This is a genomic window from Synechococcus sp. CCAP 1479/10, assembly GCF_019038515.1.
In the GTDB taxonomy this organism is placed as follows: Bacteria; Cyanobacteriota; Cyanobacteriia; order PCC-6307; family Cyanobiaceae; genus Cyanobium.
Window position 1 is genome coordinate 167,145 of record NZ_JAFKRJ010000026.1, and the last position, 12,705, is coordinate 179,849.

The 12,705-nt window shown below is 70.8% G+C and carries 8 protein-coding genes; 1 reads left to right on the top strand and 7 read right to left on the bottom strand.

Going from position 1 to position 12,705, the window contains the following annotated elements; translation table 11 throughout:
* Nucleotides 1–11: 11 nt before the first annotated feature.
* Together metH and KUG39_RS09095 are read right to left on the bottom strand one after the other, a co-directional pair.
* A complete protein-coding gene (gene metH / locus KUG39_RS09090; RefSeq protein ID WP_216914607.1) occupies nt 12–3,683 on the bottom strand; it encodes a methionine synthase in 3,672 nt (1,223 codons plus the stop codon).
* Entirely contained in the window at nt 3,683–4,600 is a 918-nt protein-coding gene (locus KUG39_RS09095; protein ID WP_094584571.1) for a branched-chain amino acid transaminase, read from the bottom strand. The genes metH and KUG39_RS09095 overlap by 1 nt, the downstream gene beginning before the upstream one ends.
* 53 nt (nt 4,601–4,653) lie before the next feature.
* Here KUG39_RS09095 and cobN point away from each other — a divergent pair, with 53 nt between their 5' ends.
* A complete protein-coding gene (gene cobN, locus KUG39_RS09100) occupies nt 4,654–8,421 on the top strand; it encodes a cobaltochelatase subunit CobN (RefSeq protein WP_216914609.1) in 3,768 nt (1,255 codons plus the stop codon).
* 24 nt (nt 8,422–8,445) lie between these two features.
* Here cobN and KUG39_RS09105 read toward each other — a convergent pair whose 3' ends face one another.
* From KUG39_RS09105 to uvrC, 5 genes are all read right to left on the bottom strand, one after another.
* Nucleotides 8,446–8,982, bottom strand: coding sequence for a hypothetical protein (locus tag KUG39_RS09105; protein WP_216914611.1), 537 nt, complete (start codon nt 8,980–8,982; stop codon nt 8,446–8,448).
* 29 nt (nt 8,983–9,011) lie between these two features.
* A complete protein-coding gene (locus tag KUG39_RS09110; protein WP_094584729.1) occupies nt 9,012–9,677 on the bottom strand; it encodes a PHP domain-containing protein in 666 nt (221 codons plus the stop codon).
* Nucleotides 9,664–10,293, bottom strand: coding sequence for a protoporphyrinogen oxidase HemJ (hemJ, locus tag KUG39_RS09115; protein ID WP_286193063.1), 630 nt, complete (start codon nt 10,291–10,293; stop codon nt 9,664–9,666). The genes KUG39_RS09110 and hemJ overlap by 14 nt, the downstream gene beginning before the upstream one ends.
* Before the next feature lie 84 nt (nt 10,294–10,377).
* Nucleotides 10,378–10,695, bottom strand: coding sequence for a hypothetical protein (locus KUG39_RS09120; RefSeq protein WP_094584574.1), 318 nt, complete (start codon nt 10,693–10,695; stop codon nt 10,378–10,380).
* Complete coding sequence (gene uvrC / locus KUG39_RS09125) at nt 10,692–12,704, bottom strand: excinuclease ABC subunit UvrC (protein WP_216914613.1); 2,013 nt, start codon at nt 12,702–12,704, stop codon at nt 10,692–10,694. Before uvrC ends, KUG39_RS09120 begins: the two co-directional genes overlap by 4 nt.
* Nucleotide 12,705 lies beyond the last annotated feature (1 nt).

The window sequence follows — 12,705 nt, forward strand, 5'->3', positions numbered from 1 at the left end:
GGGGGCGGGCCTCAGGCGCTGAAATACCTGGCCTGGCTGTGCAGGGCCACCAGGGCGGTGGTGCTCTGCTCCGGCTCCAGCTGGTCGCTTTCGTCCATCGTCAGGCCGATGCGGTCGGTGCCCAGCCAGGCGAGCTGCTGGCGGGAGTCGGCCACATTGGGGCAGGCGGGATAGCCGAAGGAGTAGCGGCTGCCCCGGTAGCGCTGGGCAAGCACGTCCCGCAGGGCGGCCGGCTCGCCGGCGGCGAACCCCATCTCCCGGCGGATGCGGGCGTGGGTCCATTCGGCCAGAGCCTCGGCCATCTGGACCGCCAGGCCATGGAAATAGAGGTAGTCGCTGTAGCGGTCGGCCCGGAAGAGCTCCTGGGCGAAGCTGGTGGCCCCCTCGCCCATGGTGACCGCCTGCATGGGCAGCACATCCGTCGGCCTCAGGGCGCCGTCCGGGCCCGGCTCCAGGTCGCGGTAGAAGTCGGCGATGCAGTAGCGGTTGCCGCCGCGCTGGCGCGGCAGGGCGAAGCGCCCCAGCTCGCCGCCGCCGCTGGCGGGCGCTGCCCCATCGGCCATCGCTCCTGGATCGAACACCACCAGGGAGTTGCCGGCGCGGCCGCACGGGAAGTAGCCATAGGCCACCCGGGGGGTGAGCAGACCCTCCTGGCGGCAGCGTCCGAGCCATTCCTGCAGCACCGGCTCCGCCTTCTCGGCGAGCATGGCCTCGTAGTCCTCCCGGCTCTGCTGCTGGGTCTTGCGCAGCTGCCACTGGCCGGCGAAGAGGGCGTTGCGATCCAGGTAGGCGAACACCTCGTCGAGGTCGATCTCCGCCTCGGTGAGCACCCGGGTGCCCCAGAACGGGGGCGCGATGGCCGGCTCGGCCGGCACCGCCGCGGAGCGCTCGTCGCTGCCGGCCGGCACGGGCTCGGCCGCCACAGCTTGGCTCGCCACCGGAGTCTCCCCAGGCTCCGCGTGCGCCCCGGAAGCCGCGGACTCTCCCAGCCCCAGGCCCTCGGGAGCGCCGTCGAGGAAACCCTGGAGGTCGTCCCAGCGGCCGGCCGCCTTGGCGTCCATCAGGGCATCCATGAAGCGCAGGTCGGCGAAGGCGTCCCGGCCGTAGATCACCTGGCCCCGGTAGGCCGCTCGGCAGTCGCCGTTGACGAACCGCGGCGTCAGCGCCGCCCCGCCGAGGATGACGGGAACGGAGATGCCGACCTCATTGAACGTTTCGAGGTTGTCCTTCATGAAGGCGGTGGATTTCACCAGCAGGCCGCTCATGGCGATGCAGTCGGCGCCGTGCTGGCGCTGGGCCTCAACAATCGCGTCGACGCTCTGCTTGATGCCCAGATTCACCACCTCATAGCCATTGTTGGTGAGGATGATGTCCACCAGGTTCTTGCCGATATCGTGAACGTCGCCCTTGACGGTGGCGATCAGGAACTTGCCCTTGCTGCTGGATTCACCTTCCTTGCGCTCCATGTGCGGCTCGAGAAAGGCGACGGCCGCCTTCATGGTTTCGGCGCTCTGCAGCACGAAGGGCAGCTGCATCTGGCCCGAGCCGAACAGTTCGCCCACCACCTTCATGCCATCCAGCAGGAAGGTGTTGATGATCTTCAGGGGTGGATGCTCCGCCAGGGCCTCCTGCAGGGCAGCTTCCAGGCCGATGCGCTCCCCGTCGATGATGTGCTGCTTGAGCCGCTCCTCCAGGGGCAGATCGGCCAGCGAAGGCCCTGAGGCCCGGGCCTCCTTGGCGCTGACGCCCTCAAACTCGGTGGTCAGCAGGGTGAGGGGATCGTGGACACAGATGCCGTCCTCGAACCGCCGCCGGTCGTGGATCAGATCGCGGCAGATCAGCTGATGCTCCTCGCTGATCTTTGCCAGGGGGAGAATCTTCGCCGGGCTGACGATCGCCGCATCCATGCCGGCGGCGCAGCAGTCGTGCAGGAACACCGAGTTGAGCACGATGCGGGCGGCCGGGGACAGCCCGAAGCTGACGTTGCTGACCCCCAGCACGACATGCACGCCGGGAAGATCCTGGCGGATGCGGCGGATGGCCTCGATCGTGGCCGCCGCATTGGCCCGGTCCTCCTCGATGCCGGTGGAGATGGGCAGGGCGAGCGGGTCGTAGAAGATCTCGTGGGCCGGCAGGCCGAACTCGAGGGCATCCCGGTAGGCCCGCTGGGCGATGGCGAACTTGCGCTCGGCGGTGCGAGCCATGCCCTCCTCGTCGATCGTGCCCACCACCACGCCGGCGCCGTAGTCACGGGCCAGTTCGAGCACCTTGAAGAAGCGCTCGTCGCCGTCCTCGTAGTTGGTGGAATTGAGGATGCATTTACCTCCGGCCACCTTGAGGCCCGCCTCCATCTTCTGCCACTCGGTGGAATCGAGCATCAGCGGCAGGTTCACGTTGGTGACCAGCCGGCTCACCAGATCGTGCATGTCCTTCACCCCATCGCGCCCCACGTAGTCGACGTTCACATCGAGCACGTGGGCGTTCTCCTTCACCTGGCCCCGGGCAACTGCCACCAGGCCATCCCAGTCCTCGGCGTTGAGCAGCTCGCGCACCTTCTTGGAGCCGCTGGCATTGAGCCGCTCGCCGATGATCAGGAAGGAGTTGTCCTGGAAGTAGGGGGTGACGCCATAGATCGAGGCCACCGCGGGCTCGTAGTGGAGCGGCGGCCGCTCCAGCCGCTGCCGGGGCTGCCGCACCTCGCGGGGGGCGGGCTTCAGGCCGGCGGCGAGGTCCGCCAGGGCGCCGATATGGGCGGGGGTGGTGCCGCAGCAGCCACCGATCACCTGGACCCCCAGATCCTCGACGAAGTGCATCAGCTGCATCCGCATCTCGGTGGGGGTGAGCCGGTAGTGGGCCACCCCGCCGATGTTCTCCGGCAGCCCCGCGTTGGGGATGCAGCTCACCACGAAGGGACTGTGCTGACTCAGATAGCGGATGTGCTCCTTCATCTGCTCCGGGCCGGTGGCGCAGTTGAGGCCGAGCACGTCGATCGGGAACGGCTCCAGGATCGCCACCACGGCGGCGATGTCGGAACCGACCAGCATGGTGCCGGTGGTTTCCATGGTCACCGAGACCATCAGGGGCCGCCGCTCTCCTGCGGCGCTGAAGGCCTCCTCGATGCCCTGCAGGGCCGCCTTGATCTGCAGCACGTCCTGGCAGGTCTCGACGATGAACAGGTCGACGTCCCCGGCGATCAGGCCGGCGGCCTGTTCGCGGAACGAGGCCTTCATCGTGTCGAAATCGATGTGGCCGAGGGTGGGCAGCTTGGTGGTGGGCCCCATCGAGCCGGCCACGAACCGGGGCTTGTCGGGGGTGCTGTAGGCGGCGGCCATTTCGCGGGCCAGTTCGGCGGCCCGGCGGTTGATGGCGAAGGCCTGGTCCTCCAGTCCGTATTCGGCCAGCACGATCGAGGCGGCCCCGAAGGTGTCCGTCTCGATCACGTCGCAACCCACCTCCAGGAACTGACGGTGCACCGCCTGGACCGCATCGGGCCGGGTGAACACCAGGTTCTCGTTGCAGCCCTCCAGGGCCGCACCACCGAAATCCTCCGCCGTCAGGTTCATCTCCTGCAGGGAGGTGCCCGTGGCGCCGTCGAAGACGAGCACCGGCCGGGTCGGACCGTGCAGCCAGTCGAGGAAGCCGATGCGGTCGGTGGGGTGGTGGATGGCGGCGGTGACGACCATCAGGCGTCGATGCGGATGCGGGTGACCCAGTGGTCATAGGAGGGATCGCGGCCCTCCGTGATCGCCGTGAGGCGGTCGCGCAGACGCTCCATCACGGGGCGGTGGCTGGAGAGGTCGGTGGATTCGATCCGGCGCACCGGGGTGACGCGGGCGGCGGTGCCGCTGAGGAACACCTCGTCGGCGATCATCAGTTCGGTCTTGTCGACGGCCCGCTCGAGCACGGGGATGTCCATCGAGCGTGCCAGCTCCATGATGCTGGCCCGGGTGATGCCTTCGAGGATGTCCTGATCGACCCCCGGGGTGATCAGCACGCCGTCCCGGACGATGAACAGGTTCATGCCGCTGGCCTCGCTCACCTTGCCGCGGCTGTTGAGCAGCAGGGCCTCATCGAAGCCGCTCTTGACGGCTTCGGTCTTGGCCAGCGAACTGGTGATGTAGGCGCCGCTGATCTTGCCCCTCAGGGGCAGGGAGCGGTCCTCCTGGCGGCACCAGCTGCTGATCCGGCAGCTGACACCCTCGGGGGAGAGATAGTCGCCCATCTCGATCCCGTAGATGAGGAAGTCGGTCTGGATGTTGTGCAGCCGCGGGGCGATGCCCAGATCGCTGGTGTAGACGAACGGCCGCAGGTAGATCGGGCAGGTGGGCCGGTTGGCCTGCAGAAAGGCATGGATGGCGTTATGGATCGTCTCCTCCGGCAGTTCCGTCAGCAGCAGCCGGGCGCTCTGGCTGAGGCGACGGGCATGGCGATCGGCACGGAACAGCAGGATCTCGTTGTTGTCGGCGGGGTTGGGGAGGGCCCGCATGCCACCGAAGGCGCCCGTGCCGTAATGCAGCGCATGGGTGGCCACCGAGAGGGTGGCCTCGGCAAAGGGGACGCATTGTCCGCCGAACCAGGCATAGGGCAGGAACTGGTGCATGGAAGGCGGTGGCGACGATGCGATCTTCTCATCGCGTTCGGCAGGATGGGGTGATGCATCGACTCGCGTCCATCGCCGGGGACAGGACGGAGGACGACGGCGGCCTCTTCGTGGAGCAGCCACCGGCCCCGGTGGTGCTGCTCAGCAGTGCCGACACGGATCTGCTGGCGGTGGCCCAGCTGCTCGAGGCCGAGCCGGAGCTGCTGCCTGGGGAGCTGCGGGCCCTCAACCTCTCGGCCCTGCAGCACCCGGCGGTGATCGACCACTACGTGGCCAGCAGCCTCGCCAGCACCAGGCTGGTGGTGGTGCGGCTGCTGGGGGGACGCGGCCACTGGAGCTACGGGCTGGAGTGCCTGCGCCAGTGGGCCGGCGCCGCGGCAGGCCGCCAGCTGCTGGTGCTGGCCGGCACCGCCGAGGAGGAGCAGGCCCTGGCCTGCCTCGGCAACCTCGACGGGCCCCTGGCGTCGGCCTGCGCGGCCTGCCTGCGGGAGGGGGGGCCGGCGAACCTGCGCCTGCTGCTGCGCACCCTGGCCGCCCTGCTGGCCGGGGAGCGTCCCGAGCCGCCGTGGCCCGTACCGGCCGCCGATCCCCTCCCCCATGACTGGCGCGACGAGCCCGGCTCCCGGGTGGGGGTGATCCTCTACCGGGCCCTCTGGCAGGCGGGGGACCTGGCCCTGATGGAGGCGCTGCTGGCGGCCCTGCGCGGCCGGGGGCTGGCGCCGCGGGCCCTGTGGGTGAGCAGCCTGCGCGATGGGGCCGTGCAGCGGGGGGTGGCCGATCTGCTGGCCCGGGAGGGGGCGGAGGCGGTGCTCTGCGGCACGGGCTTCGCCTCGGTGTCCTTCGAGGAGGCGGGGCTGGGGGCGCCCCTGTGGGAACGGTTGGGGGTGCCGGTGCTGCAGGTGCTCTGCAGCGGCCGCAGCCGCGAAGCCTGGCGTGCCAGCAGCATCGGCCTGGCACCCCTGGACCTCAGCCTCCAGGTGGCCCTGCCGGAGCTGGACGGACGCCTCACCACCCGGGTGGGGGCCTTCAAGGAATGGAGCGCCACCAGCGACAGCCTGGCCACGGCCCTGCACCGCTATGTGCCCGACCGGGAGCGCCTCGACTGGGTCGCCCGCCTCACCGGCGCCTGGATCGACCTGCGCCGCACGCCGGCCGCCAGGCGTCGGGTGGCCCTGGTGCTGGCCAACTACCCCAACCGCAACAGCCGCCTGGCCAACGGCGTCGGCCTCGACACCCCGGCCAGTGCCGCCCTGATGCTCGGCTGGCTGGCGGAGGCCGGCTACGACCTGGGGGCAGCCGCTGCCCTGCCGGCCGATGGCGACGCCCTCATCCACCGGCTGCTCGAGGGCCGCAGCAACGACCCGGAAAGCGGCCATCGCCCGCCCCTGGACCACCTGCCCCTGGACACCTACCGGGCCTGGTACGCCACCCTGCCGCTGGAGGGCCGCCAGAGGCTGGAGGCGCTCTGGGGGCCGCCCGACACTGACGCGGGACTGGAACCGGTGGCTCTGGCGGATGGGAGCACCGGCCGGGCGTTCCCGGTGCGCGGGCTGCGCTTCGGCCGGGTGCTACTGCTGATCCAGCCGGAGCGCGGCTTCGACCGGGATCCCAGCCTCAGCTACCACAGTCCCGATCTGCCCCCCACCCACGCCTACCTGGCCCAGTACCTCTGGCTGCGCCAGAGCTTCGGCGCCCAGGTGGCGGTGCACGTGGGCAAGCACGGCAACCTGGAATGGCTGCCGGGCAAGGGGCTGGGGCTGTCGCAGGATTGCTTCCCCGAATGGGCCCTGGGGCCCCTGCCGCATCTCTATCCGTTCATCGTCAACGACCCGGGCGAGGGCAGCCAGGCCAAGCGCCGCGCCCAGGCCGTGATCCTCGACCACCTGACCCCGCCCCTGGGACGGGCCGGGCTGCATGGGGATCTGCAGGGCCTTGAGGCCCTGCTGGATGAGTACTGGGAGGCGCGCCAGCTGGGCAGTGCCCGGGCCCCGCTGCTGCGGGAGCGCCTCGGCCAGCGGCTGGAGGAGCTCCAGCTGCCCGCCACGGCCCTGCCGGATCTGGACGGCCAGCTGGAAGCCGCTGACGGCTACCTCTGTGAGCTGAAGGAGGCCCAGATCCGCCTTGGGCTGCACACCTTCGGCACCCTGCCGGCGCCGGCCAAGCTGGCCGAGCTGCTGCTGTGCCTGGCCCGGCCGCCCCAGGCGGGGGTGCCGGGGCTCACCCAGGCCCTCGCCCTCGATCTGGGGCTGGATCTGGACCCCTGGTCCGATCCCGAGGAGGCCCCCCTCTCCGCCGACGACCACGGGCGGCTCAGCCTCCTCAGGACGAATGGTCCCGTGCTGCGTCACATCGGCGACGGGGTGGCCCTGCTGGAGGCCCTCGCCCTGGACCTGGTGGAGGGAGAGCTGGGTGGAGCCCCCGGAACACCGACGGCTTCACCGGAGACGCCCGAGGGGCCGTGGGCGGGGGCGGCTACCCAACGCGCCCTTGACCACCTTCGCCGCGCCCTGCTGCCGCCCCTGCTGGCCTGCGGCGAGTCCGAGCGCCAGGCCCTGCTCACCGGCCTGGCCGGCGGCCGCATCGCGGCAGGGCCCTCGGGGGCGCCCACCCGCGGTCGGCCGGATCTGCTGCCGACGGGGCGCAACTTCTACAGCGTCGATCTGCGCGGCCTGCCGACGGAGGCCGCCTGGGATCTGGGGCGGCGCAGCGCCGAGCTGCTGCTGCAGCTCCATCTCCAGGAGGAGGGCGACGACCTGCGCACCCTGGCCCTCTCCGTCTGGGGCACCGCCACGATGCGCAACGGCGGCGAGGACATCGGCCAGGCCCTGGCCCTGATGGGGGTGCGGCCCGTCTGGGATGGCCCCACCCGCCGGCTGGTGGACGTGGAGGTGATCCCCCTGCGCCTGCTCGGCCGGCCGCGGGTGGACGTGACCCTGCGCATCTCCGGGCTGTTCCGCGATGCCTTCCCCCAGCTGGTGGGCTGGTTCAACCGGGCCACCCGCCTGGTGGCCGGCCTCGAGGAGGCCCCCCAGGACAACCCCCTGGCGGCCTCCGCCCGGCTGGAAGGGCACGGGGGGCGCATCTACGGCTCAGCGCCCGGCGCCTACGGGGCCGGGCTGCAGGGCCTGATCGACAGCGGCCACTGGGAGGAGCGCGGCGACCTGGGCGACGCCTTCCTCAACTGGAGCGCCTGGCGCTACGACGGTGACCCTGGCGATGGGGCCAGCGGCGGCGCCATCGAGGCCACGGCGGATCGGGCCGGCCTGGAACGGCGCCTGGCCCAGGTGCAGGTGGTGCTGCACAACCAGGACAACCGGGAGCACGACCTGCTCGATTCCGACGACTACTACCAGTTCCAGGGGGGCCTGAGCGCCGCCGCTGAAAAGCTCCAGGGACGGGCCCCGGCCCTCTGGTTCGGCGACCACTCCCGCAGCCAGCGGCCCCGGCTGCACCGGCTCGAGCGGGAATTCGACAAGGTGCTGCGCTCCCGGCTGCTCAATCCCCGCTGGATCGCCGCCATGCAGGAGCACGGCTACAAGGGCGGCTTCGAGATGGCCGCCAGCCTCGATTACCTGTTCGCCTACGACGCCAGCACCGGGCGGGTCCCCGACTGGGGCTACGGCGCCATCAGCGCCGCCTGGCTGGAGGACGGGGCCGTGCGGGAGTTTCTGGGGCGCGCCAACCCCTGGGCCCTGCGGGACATGGCCGAACGGCTCCTGGAGGCGCACCACCGCGGCCTCTGGGACGGGGCCGATCCGGAGCGGCTGGAGTGGCTGCGGCAGCTGGTGCTGGAGAGCGAGAGCCTGGTGGAGCAGCGCTGAACCAGGCTCCCGGCGCCGCGGGGATCAGAGCTCCAGATCCCTCACCATGGAGCGGAAGGGATCGGTGGTGCCGGGCTTGGCCGCCTGCTGGGAGCTGGCCGGCTGGGCCTGGGCTTCGGCCTCCTTCTGCTGCTTGGCCGCCGCCGGACCTCCCGGCAGGTTGGTGGGGGTCACGGCCGCGCCCTTGATGCGTTGCCCCAGTTCGGCGGCGCTCATCTGCTGAGCGAAGGTTTTCTTGACGGGCTTGGGGATGCCGCCGGTGAGGTTGACCGAGCCCTTCTCGGTGGGCTGGATGCCGGCCAGACCGGGGGTCATCTTCTCGACCCGGGCCTCCATCGAGGCGACCTCCGCCACCATCTCCTTCTCACCCGGGCTGTCGGCGTTGCCGGGGAAGGTGTGGCGGATCGTGTTGGACCGCTTCATGAACTTGACATCGCCCAGGCTGGTGGAGGCCTCGGGATCAAGGAAGAAGGTCTCGGCCTTGGGTTTGGCCTTGGCGGCAGCCTCAGGCTTGGTCACCGAGGCGGCACGGGAACCGAACAGACGATCGAGCAGGCCCATCGACGCAAGGAGAAACGTGTCAGCAAACCCTAGCGGCCACGGAGCACCAGCCCATGGGTATCCGTACCACAACTCATCAGAAGGCCCCGGCGCTCCAGATCGGCGGCCATCGCCTCGCACACCAGCGGCGTGGGCTGCCAGCGGCTCTGCATGGCGTAGTCGTACCAGACCTCGGCGCCGTCGAAGCCCAGATCCGCCGCTGCCGCGATCAGGCGCTGGTGGGGCAGCCGGTAGCGGGCGGGGTGGGCCAGCAGCACCAGGCCCCCGGCCGCACGGATCGCCGCCACCACCGCCTCGGCCCGCAGGGCCGGCCCCACCACCGAGGTGCCCTGCAGGTAGGGGTGGAGGGAGGGGTGCTCCGCGGCGAAGCCCAGCCCCAGCACATGGACCAGGCAGCCCTCCAGCAGACAGCTGATCTCCACCCCGCGCCAGAGGGTCGGGGTGGCTGCCCCCCGCCGGCGGTGGTCGTCCAGGGCGGCGCTGATGGCGCCATGGGCGGCGAGGCCGTGGTGGTCGGTCACGGCCAGGTGTTCCAGGCCGATGGCCACCGCTTCGGCCGCCAGATCGTCGGGGTGGAGGCTGCCGTCGCTGCAGATCGTGTGGCAGTGGAAGTTGAACCGCTCCGGGCAGCTGTCGGCGCGCACCTGGCGCAGCACAGGTGTGAGGGGATGGGCGAGAGCCTCAGGCCGCAGCACCGCCGCTCTCCTGCTGGGCCAGCCGTTCGGCGCGCAGCCGCCGCCAGCGGGCATAGAACTGGATCGAGGCGGCCATGAACACCACCAGGGCCACCAGGAACCAGGTGGCGGCACCGGTGGGGAACTGGTTCTTGAAGACCACCAGCATCACCACCAGCACCAGCATCAGGGTGGGCAGTTCGTTGAGGGCCCGCAGCTGGCGGCCGCTCCAGTTGCACTCACCGCGCTGCAGCTGCCCCATCAGCCGGTAGCAGAGGTGGTGGTAGACGAGCAGGCCCACCACAACGGCCAGCTTGGCGTGCATCCAGGCCTGCTTCAGCCAGAGGGGCTCCACCAGCAGCAGGCCCACCGCCATCGCCACGGCCACCACCATGCCGGGGGTGGTGATGATGTTGGCCAGGCGCCGCTCCATCAGGCCGTACTGCTCCTCGAAAGCCTGGCGCAGGGGCGGCTCCAGCTCGGCGGCCTCCCGGTGGTAGATGAACAGGCGCACCAGGTAGAACAGGCCGGCGAACCACACCACCACCCCGACGATGTGGAGGGTCTTGAACCAGAGGTAGGCCTCGGGGGGCAAGGTCACAGCCAGGGTCAGGGGCAGGGACAGCGGCAGCGTCATGTCAGGGCCCGGGGGAGGGCGATGGGCGACGGACCGCCAAGTTAGTCGCCGTGCTGCGATTCATCGCCATCGGGTGGGCCGGGCTCAGCCTTCCCCCACCAGGCGGCAGCAGCGGCGGGCCACGGCGGCGCTGTAGGCCCGGTCCACGGGGCCCTGCCGCGGACTGATGCCGCCATCGCGGCAATCCACCACGATCCGCTCCCGCCGGCTCTCCTGGTCGCTGACCCGGAGCCTCAGCTGCCAGTGGTGCTTGGCGCTGCGGCTGATCTCGTCCCCGCAGACCGGACCGACGCAGAGCCCCGGAGCCGCCGCCACCGGCGCCGGGACAAACGCCAGCAGCAGCAGGGCCAGCAGCAGGCCAGCCCAACCCCCCAGACCCCAGGCCCGCACGGCTGGCCTCATCCCGCCAGCTCCAGGGGTTCCCCGTGGCGGGCGTCGGCAGCGTCGGCCGTGTCCATGGGGGGGTGAAAGTGCTCCCACACCTGCCGGGCCAGGGCCGGCCCCATGCCGGGGACGGCGGCGATCTGCTCGGGGCTGGCCAGCTGGATGGCGTCGATGGAGCGGAAGTGGGCCAGCAGGTCCTTGACCCGCTTCGGACCCAGGCCGGCGATGTCGCTGAGGCGGGAGCGCTTCATCCGCTCACCCCGCTGCTGGCGGTGGAAGCTGACGGCGAAGCGGTGGGCCTCATCCCGCAGCCGCCGCAGCAGCACCACCCCCAGCTGGTCGGCTTCGGTGTCGAGGGGCTCGCGGGCGCCGGGCAGGAACACCTCCTCCCGCTGCTTGGCCAGGGAACACACCGTCAGTTCCTCGTGCAGGTCCAGCTCCCGCAAGGCCTCCATCACCGCCGACAGCTGCCCCTTGCCGCCGTCGATCATCACCACGTCCGGCCAGTCGCTGAGGCCATCGGTGTGCAGGGCCGAGGCGCCGGCGCGGCGCAGGGCGGCCAGGTCGGCCCCCTCCGCCTTCGCCTGGGACCAGCGGCGGAAACGCCGCCGCATGATTTCCGCCATGGCCATGAAGTCGTCGGAATGGCCGGCGCGGATGCTGCTGCTCTGGATCCGGTATTTGCGGTAGTGCTGCTTGGCCGGCAGGCCGTCGATGAACACCACCTGGGAGGCCACCGCATCGCTGCCCTGGATGTGGCTGATGTCGTAGCCCTCGATCCGCCGGGGCGGCACCGCCAGCTCCAGCAGCTGGGCCAGGTCCTCGGTGGCCAGCAACTGCTGCTCCGCCCCCCGCTGGGCCCGGGCCAGCTCGAAACCGGCGTTGCGCTCCACCAGCTCGATCAGATCCGCCTTCTGGCGCCGCTGGGGCACGGCCAGTCGCACCTTGCGTCCCCGCCGCTCCGCCAGCCAGTCGCCGATCAGATCCTGGGCGGGCAGGGGGTGCTGCAGCAGCAGCTCCGGCGGAATCTCCACCGGCTCCACCTGGCTGTAGTGCTCTTCGATCACCCGCTGCAGCACCTCCGCCGGGGTGGCGATGGCCGCATCGGCGGTGTAGCCCAGCCGCCCCACCAGCTTGCCGGCACGCATCTGGAAGATCTGCACGGCCGCCACGCGATCATCGGCCGCCAGGGCGATCACATCCCGGCTGACGGAGCTGTCCCCCAGGCTCATCTTCTGGTCGGCGGTGAGCAGGTCGAGGCCCTGCAGCTGGTCACGGACCCGGGCGGCGGCCTCGAAATCGAGCCGCTCGGCGTAGCGCTCCATCTGCTGCCGCAGCAGATCCAGGAGCTCGTCGTTGCGGCCCTGGAACACCATCGCCACCTTGCGCAGGATGCGGTGGTAGTCGTCGGAGCCGATCTTCTCCTGGCAGACCCCCGGGCAGCGGCCGATGTCGAAGTTGAGGCAGGTGCGGTCGCGGTACAGGGGCTGGGGACGCTGGCGCAGGGGAAACACCCGCTTGACCACGGCCAGGGTGCGGCGCAGCAGGCCCACATCCACGTAGGGCCCGTAGAAGCGGTCGAGGGGACTGCGCAGCCGGCGGCGGCGGGTGATGAAGATGCGCGGGTAGGCCTCGCTCCAGGTGATGCAGAGGTAGGGGTACTTCTTGTCGTCCTTGAGCAGGACGTTGAAGTGGGGCTGGTGGTTCTTGATCAGGTTCGACTCGAGCGCCAGCGCCTCCGCCTCGCTGTCGGTGACGATGAACTCGATCTCGCAGACCTGGCGCACCATCAGGGCGATGCGGGGGCTGATGTCGTGGGAGTCGCGGAAGTAGCTGCGCACCCGGGCCCGCAGGCTCTTCGACTTGCCGATGTAGAGGATGCGGTCGCTCGCATCCCGCATCAGGTAACAGCCCGGCTCCGCCGGCAGCTCCCGCAGCCGGGCCGACAGCCGCTCGCGCTGGAGCAGCAGCGGCCCGACGACATCACCGCCCGGAGTGCCGCCCGGAGGCGCAACCGGCTCAGCCATG